The 13,844-nt window shown below is 66.4% G+C and carries 13 protein-coding genes; 3 read left to right on the forward strand and 10 right to left on the reverse strand.

All coding sequences use genetic code 11. The features are described from left to right. The first annotated feature begins 1 nt into the window (after position 1). From HYG77_RS36000 to HYG77_RS40825, 3 genes are read left to right on the forward strand one after another with little or no spacing between them, the layout of a single operon-like run. Entirely contained in the window at positions 2-1,303 is a 1,302-nt protein-coding gene (locus tag HYG77_RS36000; RefSeq protein WP_208964364.1) for an AAA family ATPase, read from the forward strand. A gap of 30 nt (positions 1,304-1,333) precedes the next feature. Next, positions 1,334-1,519 (forward strand): hypothetical protein, encoded by a 186-nt coding sequence (locus HYG77_RS40265; RefSeq protein ID WP_244461551.1) that lies wholly within the window; start codon positions 1,334-1,336, stop codon positions 1,517-1,519. Between the two features lie 34 nt (positions 1,520-1,553). After that, positions 1,554-1,679 carry a hypothetical protein gene (locus HYG77_RS40825; RefSeq protein WP_280123341.1) on the forward strand — a complete coding sequence of 42 codons (126 nt, stop codon included), beginning with the start codon at positions 1,554-1,556 and terminating at the stop codon, positions 1,677-1,679. Between the two features lie 335 nt (positions 1,680-2,014). On the opposite strand, the gene HYG77_RS40830 is transcribed toward HYG77_RS40825, so the two are convergent. The 10 genes from HYG77_RS40830 to HYG77_RS36050 all read right to left on the reverse strand — a co-directional run bounded on the left by HYG77_RS40830 (position 2,015) and on the right by HYG77_RS36050 (position 13,840). Beyond that, a complete protein-coding gene (locus tag HYG77_RS40830) occupies positions 2,015-2,137 on the reverse strand; it encodes a hypothetical protein (RefSeq protein WP_280123342.1) in 123 nt (40 codons plus the stop codon). 97 nt (positions 2,138-2,234) lie between these two features. Next, positions 2,235-2,651 carry a helicase associated domain-containing protein gene (locus HYG77_RS36010; protein WP_208964365.1) on the reverse strand — a complete coding sequence of 139 codons (417 nt, stop codon included), beginning with the start codon at positions 2,649-2,651 and terminating at the stop codon, positions 2,235-2,237. Positions 2,652-2,944: 293 nt separating this feature from the next. Beyond that, the gene (locus HYG77_RS36015; RefSeq protein ID WP_244461577.1) at positions 2,945-3,940 is read right to left on the reverse strand and encodes a phosphatidylserine/phosphatidylglycerophosphate/cardiolipin synthase family protein; all 996 of its coding nucleotides are present in this window, start codon (positions 3,938-3,940) and stop codon (positions 2,945-2,947) included. 877 nt (positions 3,941-4,817) lie between these two features. Then, on the reverse strand, positions 4,818-6,698 hold the full coding sequence (locus HYG77_RS36020; protein WP_208964366.1) for an RNB domain-containing ribonuclease: 1,881 nt from the start codon (positions 6,696-6,698) through the stop codon (positions 4,818-4,820). Between the two features lie 1,146 nt (positions 6,699-7,844). Beyond that, positions 7,845-9,269: an IS1380 family transposase gene (locus HYG77_RS36025; RefSeq protein WP_208964367.1), complete on the reverse strand. Its 1,425-nt coding sequence runs from the start codon at positions 9,267-9,269 to the stop codon at positions 7,845-7,847. 440 nt (positions 9,270-9,709) lie between these two features. After that, positions 9,710-11,206, reverse strand: coding sequence for a recombinase XerD (locus HYG77_RS36030; protein ID WP_244461552.1), 1,497 nt, complete (start codon positions 11,204-11,206; stop codon positions 9,710-9,712). Then, on the reverse strand, positions 11,196-11,531 hold the full coding sequence (locus tag HYG77_RS36035) for a helix-turn-helix transcriptional regulator (protein WP_208964368.1): 336 nt from the start codon (positions 11,529-11,531) through the stop codon (positions 11,196-11,198). The genes HYG77_RS36030 and HYG77_RS36035 overlap by 11 nt, the downstream gene beginning before the upstream one ends. 120 nt (positions 11,532-11,651) lie before the next feature. Next, positions 11,652-12,959 (reverse strand): IS256 family transposase, encoded by a 1,308-nt coding sequence (locus HYG77_RS36040; RefSeq protein WP_208962146.1) that lies wholly within the window; start codon positions 12,957-12,959, stop codon positions 11,652-11,654. 280 nt (positions 12,960-13,239) lie between these two features. After that, the gene (locus HYG77_RS36045) at positions 13,240-13,686 is read right to left on the reverse strand and encodes a DUF6262 family protein (RefSeq protein WP_208964369.1); all 447 of its coding nucleotides are present in this window, start codon (positions 13,684-13,686) and stop codon (positions 13,240-13,242) included. Further along, entirely contained in the window at positions 13,676-13,840 is a 165-nt protein-coding gene (locus tag HYG77_RS36050) for a hypothetical protein (RefSeq protein ID WP_244461553.1), read from the reverse strand. The genes HYG77_RS36045 and HYG77_RS36050 overlap by 11 nt, the downstream gene beginning before the upstream one ends. Positions 13,841-13,844 lie beyond the last annotated feature (4 nt).

A 13,844-nucleotide genomic window follows, 5' to 3' on the forward strand; every position in this document is an offset into this window, starting at 1 on the left:
CATGCGCATCCTCGCCCCCCGTCCCGATATCCCCAACCCGGCACCCTCGAGCGCACCGCCATCCAGGCCGACCCCGCCGTCGCTCACGCAGTGGCCGGGATCGCAGATCATGTCCGATCCGATCACCGCACGTGTGCTGTTCTCGGTGTGGTCGGGTGATCCCGCCGTCGTCGTCCCGTCGCCACCCGGTGCGGGTAAGACCCGACTGGTCGCCCTCCTCGCGGCAGCATTGGCGCACCGTGCGGATCTGCGTGTCGGCATCGCGGCCCAGACCCGAGAACAGGCAGTGGAGATCGCGCGGCGCCTCGGCACCCTCACCGATCGCGCTGCTCTGATGTGGAAAGCGAAACCGCCGAAACCCGACAGCGGGCAGACGCCAGCGGTCTCGGGGCAGAAGGTGCGGTGGCCCGGTGACGTGGGGGCGATCCTGATCGGCACGACCGCCCGATGGCTGTTCTCGGACCCCGACCGGGTCGGCGCCGACGTGCTGATCGTCGACGAATCGTGGCAATGCACTTACGCCGATCTGGGCGCACTCGGTGCCATGGCCAGGCAGGTGGTCTGTGTGGGCGATCCCGGTCAGATCGATCCGGTGGTGACCGGCGACGTGTCTCGCTGGGACGGCAGCGATACCGCCCCGAACCTGCCGGGACCGATTGCGCTGCAAGCCGCACACGGCGACGCGGTGGGCGTGGTCCGGCTGCGCCACACCTGGCGGCTCGGAGCGGACACCACCGCCCTGATTCAACCGTTGTTCTACCCCGACCTGCCGTTCACCTCCCGCCGACCGCCGGAGCACCTGACCGACGCTGGCGGAGTCGTGCTGCCCGAGCTGACGCACCGTTCCGTCACGGTCTCTGGTGGCCCGTCCGATCCGGCGCTGGTGACCGCGTGCGCACAGCGGGCGCGGGAGCTGGCGGGCGCGGAGCTGGTCACCGCCGAGGACCCGCGACCTATGAGCGCCGCCGATATCGCGGTGGTGGTTCCCCACGTGACGCAGGCGGCGGCGATCCGCGCCCTCCTGTCCGATCACCCGGACGTGCTGGTCGGCACCGCGAACTCTCTGCAAGGGCTCGAGCGTGCCGCTGTGGTGGTGTTGCATCCGCTGGCCGGATACCGCACCGCCGAGCCATTCAGCCTCGATCCGGGCCGCGCCTGCGTGATGCTCTCCCGCCACCGCGCCCACATGAGCGTCGTCATCGATGACGCGAGCGCCGATGTACTCGCCTACACCGAACCCTCGACCGCGCACGCCGCCAATACCGCCCTGTTGGCCGCGCTGCACCGCACTCCCGCTGTGTAGCAACCCATCACAATGAAAGGGGTTTAGGCAATGTCCGATGAAATCATGACCGAGTTCCGCGCAGAACGGCTGCCGGACATCGACTCGCCAGCCCAACTGGCAGCCGCATTCGCGGGGCGGACCCGACCGAAGTTCACCGACGACTACGACGAGGGTTCTCAGGTCCACGACAACGGCGTCCGCGCGCTGCGGGCAGGCGATGGACTGATCACCTAATGCCCGCACATGCACTTTCGAGCAGGAGGAGACCATGACGGTCTCCGGGGACTTCCTCGGTGATCTGCACCATCTGGCCGACGCGATGGGCGTCGACTGGGACGAAGCGCAGCGAAGGGGAGCGGTCCACTACACCGCCGAACTGTACGGCGCGGACTAAAGGGAACTGGCGGCTGGAGGGGTCCGGACGGACCCGTTCGGCCGGCAGTCCCCGGCACCGGGTGCGCCGGGGACCGGCACTTCCCCATGCGGTCCACACGTATCCCTGACCACCCGGTATATGCGTGACGGCGTGCGTGAAATGATGCGGTTAGCCTTTCGTGACGCTCAGCGTGTTGATTTACGTGAAGCCGTGCGTGGTGAGGAGCGTGTCACAATGCGTGCACACACACGCGAGTACAGTTGCGTGTGATTCAACTACTTCTCCGGCTGGGTCGCCGAAGGCCTACGGGGCCGACGTAGGGTTGGTCAGTAGCCGTCCCGGAGTGCAGCAGATCAGTTCTGATTCATTCCGAGCACATCGAATCCGTCCACACCGACGGGAATCTGACAGTCCTTCACCTCGCCGAGCACCGGAGCATGTGCACGGGATGCTGCTCCGGGCGCTGTGCCCTTCACCTCGTCGTGGGTGTGGCCGTCTGGGATAGGCGCTACCGCCTGTCCGCCTCATGGCGCAAGTGTCGAAATGTCTTAAGGGACAGTTGGTGGTGGGAGGCTATCGCATCGGGTGTGCTGATAGGCGTGGTCCCCGTGGGCGCGGCCCGGGGGACACCCCGAGGACTGCGAGGGGGCGCCGCTCGTCGTCCGGCAGTGCGTTGGCTCGCCACCTTTTCACTGCCCGGTAGAGCCACTGGCCCACCTGCTCACCGTCTGCGGTGACGTAGTTTGCGGGGACGAGTGCGTCGCCGTGTTCTTCGCGGTAGGCGGCGATTTCGGTGAGCATCCGTCGCCGCTTACCATCGGCCGGTGGCACGGCAGGAAGCGGTGCGCTGTCCTCGGTCCACACGAAGCCGATCGCATCGAGTTGCGTAATGCGTTGCGGCCGAAGGGGTCCGAGCATGCGGGCCACTCGCTGGCGGTCCTGCCAGCGTCCCAGTCGGAAGCCGCATTCGGTGACGTAGTCGACGGGCATCAGGATTGCGGGGTGCCGGCGGCGAAAGTCGTCCGCATCGAAATCACATCCTTAGGAAAGCCGTCACGTAGTGCCCGGATAGTTATTAACTCAAGTATGTCAACCTCTTTGACGATCTGCCACGGAAGTCGACGCGTGTTGGAGTGCTCCTGGTGCACAGTTCGTGACAACAGGTGGACCCACAAGCTATCGACAGCGCGAAGGATTATTCCGACCTCGCGCACCGGTCGGCCGGGGATCTGTGGGTGCCCCGGTGCAGGGAAGCGCCCTCCCCGCGCTGGCGTTTGGTCTGATCACTCCAGCCTGTGCCCGCGGCGAGGTCGGTGCGCTGTCGATGCGGGGCATGTCGTAGTCATGGGGTCGAGCCTGAAACGTGCGGATCGGTCACAGGTTCCAGCCCGCAGGCTGGTGGAGACGATGCGGTGGTCGGTGCGCAGCCGGGGACCGGGGTGCCCGGCATCGGCGAGCAGTACTTCCGCGTCGGTCACCGCGATCGGTTCCAGGTCGACCCGCGTACGCAGGTGGTACGCCACCGCTGTGCGGGTGTGGGGGATCGCGATCGGGTCGGAGTCCACGACCGCCGGCGAGTAGAGACATTCGTTGTCGGCGGTGACCTGCAGCAGGACGTCGCCCCGCTGGAGCCGGCCACGGCCGCGGCTGCCGGGGGTGTCGATGCGGAACCATTCGAGCTGGTACTTCGCCGCCGGCCCCGCGGACGTACGGTGACGGCTGATGTGGGCTGCACGCTCGTGTTGTTCCGCCGCGCCGGGCTGGTAATGGGTGATGTGCCACAGGAACATCCGGGTAACCGGGATGTGGAGTAAGTCGGGTTCGGTACGGTTGCGGCCGCCGATCCCGGGCAGGGGTACGGCCCGGCCGATCTGCCAGATGGCGGTGGCGTTGTCGAGGAACACCTGGTCGACCTCGGTGATCTCGTCGATACCGTCGATGAAGGCCCGGACGGCGGCCACGACCTCGGGATCATCGGTGACGACGACGCCCTCATCCGAGATCGTGGAGCTGTGGGAGGCGTTGGCGGAGCCGATGACCGCCCACCTACCGGTGGCGATCACGTTGGCATGCAGGTTCGGCGACGACAGCACCCGCACCTCCCCGGCCACGTAGTGCGCGAGCGCGGCCGGGGAGGTGGCGTGGGCGCGCACCGCGGCCCTCGAGGCGTTCACGACGAGGACGTCTCCGGCGCGTAGCGGCAGCAGGTCGGGGGCGTCCTGGCCGAGGTACGCGATCGCGGCGTGCCGAGGTCCGCGCGTGCGGATGGCGCGGGTGATGTGCGGCCAGGGGCTCGGTCCGTGGAAGGTGGTCCCATACGCGGAAAGAGTAGCGGGATGATCACTGTTAGCTTCTTTGCAGCAGTGTCGGCGGCCGCCCTCCCCCGCAAGGTCCGAGGCTCCCGTAGTTCTTCGGCGGAGACGGAGCGCGGCGCGGGTCGGGATCTCGAAATTCGCTCGATCAGTGACATCCAGCGTGTGGGACTGAGCTGTAGATGATGCCGACGTTCGAGCTCCTACATGTTCGAAGTGGTCCACGTGGTCCTGCACGGGGCCACCGACAAACACTCAGTTCTCCCTGTGCCGAGCCGGGCCATACTCTCGAGCCACCGGTTCCCGTCCCGTTTCGTCGCCGAACTGCGGCACATATTTTCACGGCTCGTCGATTCTGGTGGGGAGTGGGGGAGTGGCAACATAATCGCAGTTCAAAGGCGATAAATAAGTTGTCGATGGGTGGGGAGCGGGGGCAAAAAGCGGCACTGAAGCGGGTTCAAAGACACTCGATCAGGCCCGTAGCGTCGGCGTCGGCGATGCCGGTCAGGCGCCGTGCACACCGCAACGCCGCGGTGCGGGCACTGCCTGACACATCGGCCGGAAATCCCGCATCCGCGGTGCTCGGCCGCCTGCCCGACGACCTGCGCTCGCCCGAACCCAGGCACGGGTCCTGTGCGTCATTCTGTTTCCGGACCGAAGAGCGTCGGGATGTCGATGCTCCGATCGATCGACGGCGTACTTCTCCGGGCCGCCACGAGAGTGCCGTCCGTTTCGGTCGGCGCGCCTCAGGCGGCTACCCGCCGGAGACTGACCGGCAGCGATTCAGCCGCCTCGGCGCCCGACCGGTGTTGCGCCGCGGTGAACCCAAGACCGCGCGCCGCCGTCACTGCCGGCCGAATAGTGCCTCGACGAGCGCGGTGGCGGATGCGGTCTTCGCCGAAGTTTTTGTCGTCGAGTCGGCGGTGGCGGTGTGGCCGGCGAGGTGCACGGTGGCGGTGAAGCGGGGTGCGTGCGCGGGTCCGTCGGTGCGGAACTCCCATTCGGGCGGGGGCTGATTGTTGTTCAGGGCGAGGCTCATCAGCCAGGCGGTGGGGTTGGACAGTGCCTTGGATTTCTTTGCCCCGTCCAGGTTCAGGGCAGCCGGCGTGGCCGTACGGTGTGGTTCCGCGGATATGGCGGAGCCGGGTTCCTGCGGCGCCGATGGGGGAGTCGTGGGCTGCGGGGATGGCGCGGTGGTCGGCCAGTCCGGTTCCGTGTCGGGGTGGTCGGTGCCGACTAGTTGCGCGCGCACTGCCGCCCAGAGGGCGGCTTGTTCGGCCGGTTTCTTCGCAGTTGCGGTGGCCCAGGGTCCGCGGACGCCTTGGTGGGTGGCGCGGGCGGCGAACAGTGGGTGGTGGTCGGCGCCGTTGCGCCGAATCTCCACGTCGGTGGGCGGTTGGTCGGGGTGGGTTTGCCGCCACACCGACGCCACGCTGGGCCCCATCTCCGGGTGGGTATCGGCCAGGGTGTCGAGGACGCGGAGTTGGAGGGGAAGCCAGGTGGGGTCGGCGGTGTCGATCAGGACCGCGACGTCCGGGGCAGTCACCAGGTCGGCGTCGACACGGCGGGCGAGTTCGGCGGCGAGTTCGGCCCGAAGCGGTCGGGTGGCTGCGGATTTGAGCACCTTGTGGAAGGTGCGGGAATCGAGGGTGGTGAGATCTGTGGTGGCCGCCTGCTCGGCGACGATGCGGTGGTCGGCGTGCTTGAAGTGATTCTTCTTCGCCTCCCGGGCGGCGCGGGTGCGCCGGTTCAGGTCCGCGCCCAGGGCAGCCAACTGATCCGGGGTGTACGGGGCGGGGGAGGAGTCGAGGTGGGCGAAGATGATCCGCTGATTGATCAGATCGGCCACCCGCCGTAGCGGGGAGGTGACATGGGTATAGGCGCTCAACCGCAGACCGTAATGACCGTGGACCGTCGGATCGTAGGTCGCGGCCCGCAACGTCGACAGCAGTCGTCCCCGCAGTTTCGCGAACAGGTCCGGGTCCCCGGCCGCGGCGGCGATCTCGGTCATCAGCTCGTCGGTGCTCCCGGCGACCGGGTTGGGCCGGTGGTTGCGGAAGAGGATCGGCAGGCCGCGCTCGACGCACCACAACGCCACCGCCTCGTTGGTGGCGATCATCAGCTCCTGCACGATGACGTAGGCGACGGTCCGCAGTTCGGCGGCGATCGCCACGATGGCCCCGTCCTCATTGCTCGCCCAACCTTGGGTGAGGTCGTAGAACGCCAGCGCCCCGCCGTCACGCCGGGCGGTCAGCAGGACCTGCGCGGCCGCATCCGCGGCAGCCAACTGAGCGTGGAGCGGATGTGCCGGGTCGGACAGGATGGTCGGCACCTCGGCGTGATCGACCGCCACACACCGGCCCGACGGAATGTGCCCGCGGCCGACGGCGGTGTCGACCAGCCGGCCGTCGGTGGTGAGGGTGCCGGTGACCCGCAGGCTGGTCCGCACGGCTTCGGCGGTCAGGGTGGCCGCCTGTTCGGCCGTGTCGCCGAGCATCGCAATGGTGCGGCTGCGCAGATACCGGGTCTCGGCCCGCAGAAACGCCTGCTCGTCAGCCACCGACCCGAGACCGACGACGTCGGCGACACCGGCGATATGAACCTCCACCGCCCACCCGCGGCCACCAGCGAGCGGGATGACCGAGAAGGCGTCGTCCCGGTCCCGGGCAGATGCGGAATCGATCATCAGCAGCGTCGACATGTCGGTCGTGGTCGGTGATGCCATGATCGATCCCCCTTGATTCTCTCTACAGGTATCCGACGATAACCGGCTGCTGTCCCTGCGGGTCGCCGGCACACGCCGGACCACCCCCCACAGACGTGGGGCGTTCTCGTGTGAGGTCCGATGGAATGGTGTGCGGTCAGCACTGCGGGGTGTCACTACTCGGCCGACGATGGTGACGGTCTTGGTGGTGGTTTTCGCGGGGCAGAACTAGCGGTCACGATGAGGACGCCGAGCCTTTCATATGCGGAAGAGGATGACGGCGAACGCCGGAACACCGATCAGCGGCGGTGACCACACCTACCGGCACCTCCTGCGCGAACACTCGCGCGAGTGCACCTTCTCGTCGGCGGTGGGTTCGGCCAGGGCGACTGCCAGCAGGAGTAGGCCGATCACCGATCAGTGCGATCGGGAGGGTGCCGTTTCGAAGCCGGGACGATTTGGTGCCAACCCTATCGAGGGGCGTGAGGTTCGTGAACCGCAGGATGTGCCGGCGCCGCACGCGCTGCATTCACAGGTAGCTACCCGAGTACGACCGCGGCGATCGCGCACAGCCACCACGGGGAACTGAACTCGGGCCCGCTCACCGGGCTACCTCCGCGCCCTGAGGGATCGCCCGGAAGCCGGGCGATCCCTGTCCCTGGTCGTCGAACTTAACTAGCTGCACGCCCAGCACGGGAAGCCGAGGTCGTCTCGGCCTAAGCACACCGCGACTGCCGCCGGTTACCCACCCGGACTGGCCTCACGCTGTTGGAAACCGCGGTCACACAGAGTGGCCGACGACTCGACTGCTCGACACCGTTCTTCCCGACTGCAACAAAGCAAGACTGGGTGCGTCGCGTTCACCCGGTTGCGGCGGAACGATGCCTGCGCTCGCTAGAGTTGTGGTGTGACCATCCCATCGCGGTGGGATCGGAAGTGGGCCGCAGGATTACTCGCCGGACGACGAGGCCTGTGGCTCGCGCCGTTTCTGTGCTAAATCTGTTGGAGCTCATGACTAAGCCTGAATTCACCGATCGAGTGATGTGTCCGTGCTGAGTTTCATTGTGCGGCAACGAGCAGGTTACGGGCGTGGGTGATCGTCCGACCTGTCGTGTCGGGTTGTTCCACTGGCTCTTTCGCGTCGAGGCTGGGCAGGTATCGCGGGTGTTAGACGATGATCGGGTCGGAGCGACCGAACGCGTTCTCGAACAGCGTTATCCATGCTCTTCCCCAGGGCCAGTGTGTTGGTAGGTGCAGCGTCAGGCGTCGGGCGGAGGAGGCGATGCGTGCGGGGACCGAGACGAGGGTGCGCCGGATGGTGCCGGTGGTCGCTTTCGTCAGCTGCCGATCGCCGGTGAGGGTGCCAGCGGCGCGGGTGAGATTGAACGCCATCACCGCGCAGACGAGCCAGGCGGCGTTCGCGGTGAACCGGCTCGAGGGTAGATGCGCGAGCGCGGAGTTCTTCAGGTCCGCATGTACTTGCTCAATGATGGCGTGCTGACGGTGGAGTTTGTCGGCGGCGACGGTATCGACCTCGTCGGGGTCGGTGGTGGTGAAGAAGGCGTGGAACCGCCAGATGTCGAACAACGCGCCCTGGGCTTGGTCTTTCGTCGGGCGAAGGTCAGGGATACGCCGCACGACCAGCCGCCCCGCAATGTGGTGGGCTTTGGTCTGGGAGGCGAACGCGGTGAACGGTATCTCGGCGACCTCCGCACGCGAGATCCAGGTGTCGGTGTCCGCGTCGTAGATCGCGTTCGTGTATTCGATCGGTGTCCACGTCTCGTCGATCGATTCGATCGCTCGTTTGATGGTTTTCGTCAGCCGCACGGTGACCGAGACATCCGCGCCGGCGCGGATCGCGGCACCGATGGTGGGATGCCCGTAGAACGCGGAATCGCCTCGGACCAGGATCTTAGGCGCGCCGTCGCGGCTCGCCCCGATCGCCTGTGTCCGAAGCCGGTCGACGGTGGCCAGGGTGTCGGTGACCATCCGTGTTGCCCCGCGCGGCGATCCGACCGCCCCGCGGCGCAGCCGCTGGCCGACGATCACCGGCGCGCAGGTGTCGGTGGTGACCGTGGTGATCAATGCGTTGAGCCCGCGCACGCCGGAGTAGCCGTATCCGGAGCCTTCCTTGCCGTGCCCGTGGACCTCGATGATCGTGTCGTCGATATCGACCAGCACCCGCCCGGTGTCGATGCCGGCCACCACCGGGGCCTTCTCGGCGAGAGCGCACAGGAATCGCGAGGCGACGGCGTCGAGTTGGCGGACGTGCCCGAAGGTGAACTGGCGGAGAAACGATCCCAGCGTCGACGGTGCACAGGGGCGGTCGAAGACCGTCCCCATCGCCCCGTGCCGCAGGATCGCCAGGTCGGCGATGCTGTCGGCGCCTCCGACCATCCCGGCGACCAGGGACCCGATCTTGCGGCCGGCGTGGGCTCCTTTGTCGGTCGGCACGCTCAGGTGCTGGTCGGCGAGGGTGAGCAGGCCGCTGGCCTGGGCCAATGCCATCACCGGGACCAGTCCCGCGGTCGACACGAGATTCGGGTCGTCGAACCTGGCCGCGGCGACGGGTCGGGTGTGAGATAGTTGCATCCGCGAGATGCCCTTCTGTGTGGCTGAATCTGACCCTAGAGAAGTCTTATTCTTCCACTACGACAGGGCATTTCGCCTTTATGACACTCTCAGGCGCTCATACCAATCGGTGCATCCAGGCTAAGGCCCGACGTGCCGAGGCACCCGGTTCCCGTTCCAGAGTGAACGACGGCTCCGCACACGATACCGGCGACCAGAGCGTCGATTATGGCGGTCGACGGCATAAGTGACCGCAGCGAGCGCGAACGCCGCAAGCCCGCGCTGTCACTCTCCGGCAACATCGGGCCCGCGGGCGCCGTCACAGGACCGTCCGGGCCACATCCACCGGCTCGATCGTCACCGGCGCAGGCTACCGGGGTGCACCGACACATTGCAGAGCAAAAAGGCGGTGACGTGCGGTTTCGGGCCCGTGCTGGTAACCGCGCATATTCGTTTCGGCACTATTGGTCGGCTTGCCCTGTGGTGTATCGGGCGTATGGAGTTGCGGCTGCGGTGGCGTGTCTGTGGGTGGCGGAGTGGCTGTAGCCGAGCAGTTCGGCGACGACTGGGGGTGGCGCGTCGCTGACGAGGTCGCGGAGCGCAGCATTGCGTGCTCCGATCAGGCTTATGCCGTGGGATCGCAGCCGGTCACTGAGAGTCGTGGGGTGGAGGTGTTGGCCGGTGCGGTAGCTAGGGAAGAGCCACGGGCTTTGGCCGTGGTTGCCGGTCCGCAGGTTCGGTCGGTTCGCGAGGTGTTCTTTCAGGAGCGCGGCAAATGGATTCGGCACCGGTGCGGGTTCTTTTCCCAGCGTGGGCATGAGTTCACCGGGGGAGCCGGTGACGTCGGTGGTGCGTAGCGCGGCGACTTTGACGAGGGGCTGAGCGTAGAGAAGGACCAGGATGCCCGCGATGCGGTAGGGGAGTGTTGTGCTGTTCCCGGTCAGGAGTTCGCGGAGCCAGTCGAGGCGTTGGTCCTGGGTGAGGAGCGGGACGGTTCTTGCCCGATAGTGTTCGACGACGATGTCCTGGCAGAGTCGGCTCTTGTCGGCCCAGACGATGAAGCCGCGGATGATGTGTCGGGTGGTGGGGCCGTTAGCGAGCCAGCTGTCGACGTCGGTCTGGTTGCAGGTGGTGATGGCGCGGTGGTGGGTGTCGTGCAGCCAGGTGAGAAACTTGATGGCTTCGGTGATCCCTTGTTTGGAGTGAAGAACGGAGCCTCGGGTCGGGCGCCCGGCGCGCGCTTTGTCGCGGATCCGGCTCAAATGGTGCCATCGGGCGAATTGTTCGATTGGGCGGCGGATGTCGTCTGTGGTGATCTGTTCGAGCTTGGTGTCGAGCCATCGTTCGAAGAGCGCGAGCGATGGGTCGCGATGCGGGAGAAGTCCGTGATGGACGAGCAGGCTCCGTAGATGTTCGGTGCGGTTGTTCGCCGGTTCGGTATCGAGGCCTGCGTGGGTGAGCGGGATATGGCCGGCAGCGAGTCTTCCGAGGAGTGTCCGTACTTGGGTCGAGCGCAACCAGGTGTGGATGCTCTCGGCTCGGTCTGCGGTGCAGAGTGCCTCGATGAGCTGGTGCATCGACTGTCGGTCGGACACGTTTTCGAGCAGGAGGCTGGTCAGGTCGTCTCTGAGGGCGCATCGGGCGCAGATGTCTTTGCGGTAGTGCTCGGCCTCGGTGCCGCAGCGTGCGCAGTGAAAGTCGGCGGGAATTCCGGCGCAGGTGACGCAAATCGGGTGGCTGCCGTGGGCGGATCGCCCGGGGAGGAGCCGGTCAATTCCGCAGTGGGGGCAGGTACCTCGGGTGCGCAGGGCGTGGTGGTAGCAGATGCCGCAGATCAAGCCCTCGGGCCAGCGGGTCTGGGCTCGCGTGGCCCGGCGCCCGCATCGATCACAAGTGACCTCGCCGATGGTGCGGGGCCGGCCGCGGGTGGCGGCACCTGGCCTGACGTCAATTGTCATCGGCGATCACGCGTGCCCTCTTGGGACGGATCGACTTGTTCAGATCCGTCACGTTTGTCGGGCCGGTGGCCGTCTTCTTGCGCCGCGCGTCGGCGGCGGTAGTGGTGATGAGAAGCTCAGGGCCGCAGGCGAAGATGTCACACAGGGCGGACACCATCTTCAAGGACACGCGCTCTGGCCGTTGGGTCACCAGCCGGTATACCTGGGAGGCGGACAGGTCGATGCCGCGCTCACGCAGGTGGGGGGTCAGATCGGTGCTGTTGTGCCAGCCGCGACTGGCCATGAGCTCCGCCAGCCGCCAGGTGTAGTCCACGTCGCGCGTCATGATCTCTCACTTTCCTTGCCCCCGAGAGCGTTGTTGAGTGTCGAATCGAGTGCGCGCCGCAGGGTGCGAGTACGGTAGTCGCTCTACGAGATATTGTCAATACCTGTGGATGAGTGAGTTTCAGGCGACCTCCGATCCGGCGTTGGCGGGCTCGGCAGGTGAGGTGTCGGGGGTGATGTCGGTGGGACGCTCGAGCAGCTTGCCCTTGTGGAACACGGCGCCGGCTCGGACGAGCGCGACCAGATGCGGAGCGTTGACCGCACGCCAGCGAGCCTGTGCGGCGTCGATCAGCTTGTAGGCCATGGCAAGTCCCGCCGCACGGGATCCGGGGCCCTTGGTGACTTTCGTCCTCAAACGCACCGTGGCGAAGGTAGATTCGATGGGATTTGTGGTGCGTAGATGCACCCAGTGCTCGGCCGGGTACTTGTAGAATTCGAGCAGCACATCCGTGTCGTCGGTGATCTTCTTCACCGCCTTCGGATACTTCGCGCCGTAGTCGAGTTCGAAGGCTTTGATCGCCACTTGCGCCTTGTCGATGTCCTCGGCGTTGTAGATTTCCTTCATCGCCGCGAGCGCCCCGGGATGTGCCGTCTTCGGTAGCGCAGCAAGTACATTGGCCTGCTTGTGGAACCAGCACCGCTGCTCCCGGGTTTCGGGGAACACCACCCGCAGCGCCCTCCAGAACCCAAGGGCACCGTCACCGACCGCGAGGACCGGGGCGGTCATGCCGCGGCGGCGGCAGTCCCGCAGCAGGTCAGCCCACGACTCGGTGGACTCGCGGTACCCGTCGGTGAGGGCGACGAGCTCCTTGCGTCCGTCCGCACGGACGCCGATCATCACCAGCAGGCACAGTTTGTCCTGCTCGAGCCGCACCTTGAGGTGGATGCCGTCGACCCACACATAGACAAAGTCGGTGCCGGAGAGGTCCCGATCCTGGAAGGCCTTCGCCTCGTCCTGCCACTGCGTCGTCAACCGGGTAATCGAGGCCGCCGAGAGCCCGGCACCCGATCCGAGGAACTGCTCGAGTGCCGGGCCGAAGTCGCTGGTGGAGAGCCCGTGCAGATACAGCAGCGGCAGCACCTCGTTCATCTGCGGGGACTTGCGCACCCAGGCCGGCAGGATCGCGGACGAAAATCGCTGTCGCTCGCCGGTGTCCGGGTCGACGCGCTTGTCGTTGACCCGCGGGGCCTTCACGTTGACCGCACCAGCGGCGGTCAGGACGTCGCGTTCGTGGTGGTAGCCGTTGCGCACCACCAGGCGGCGACCGTTCTCGTCGACCTGGTCAGCGAACTGTTCGATATAGGCGGCGACCTCCGCCTGCAGCGCGGCCGCGAGCATCTGCCGGGCACCGTCACGGACGATCTCGTCGAGCAACGACCGCCCGTCGTCGTCGTCGGAGCGGTCGTTGTCGTGTACTACCGTAAGCACGGGCGTACCTTCCCAACCAGCGTTGCAGCGCTGGCCTTGATCGAATACCTGTTTTCTTGCAGATCATCATCCGGGAAGGTGCGCCCTCCCCGATCCACAGGTATTGATCATTTCTCGTAGTCGCTCGATACGCAGGTGTAGAGGGCAGTGGTCGAGGCGTGTTCGTGGCCCACCTGTTGCTGCATTATCTTGAGCCGATCGGATCTCCGGGCTTGCGATCTGCGGTTTTTCGTTGTGGACGTTGTCCTGGACGTCGGGGGTGGCTGCATGGTGAAACCTTTCAGCAGGGGCCGATCGTTATGGAGCTGGGACGTTTCCGGGCGGTGCTGGTGGATGCCGCTTCGCTAGTGGACCCGGCTCGTTGCTGGCCGAGAGCACGGGCGAGTTGGTCGCGGAGCTTGCGATTCTCCTCGGTCAGCGTGCGGTTGCGCTCGTGGGCGGCTTCGAGCCTGCGGAGCAGCGAGGCGTCTGAGGACCGCTGCCGAACCGGGATCGACGCCGCCGGCGCTCGACGATGGGCATCGCGGAGCCGTTCGATCTCTTCCCGGATGTCGGGTTGTGCATATAGCCAGGACCTCGAGACCGCCGCAGTCTGAGCGACGGCCTCGAAGGTGACCGGGCGACCTTCGGTGTCGAAGGTCCGCAGAGCTTGGATCGCCTTGGATCTGGTGAGCTCGTGGCGTTGTCTGGCGGCGACGATGAGGTGCCGGGTGTTGTCAGCCCGCATCGGCGGCCTCCAGTTCCCCTGGTTCGGAATTGGTTTCCAGCGTGGTGATGATGTTGTCGAGGTTGCCCAGGACCTGTTGGTTCATCTCTGCCACGCGTTGTTGGCCGCGTGCGTCGGCGGCGGAGATGGGGGGTTCCCCCCGAGATGTGGACACCAAT

Origin of the sequence: Rhodococcus sp. ZPP, assembly GCF_017656075.1 — a bacterium.
Taxonomy (GTDB): domain Bacteria; phylum Actinomycetota; class Actinomycetes; order Mycobacteriales; family Mycobacteriaceae; genus Rhodococcus_F; species Rhodococcus_F oxybenzonivorans.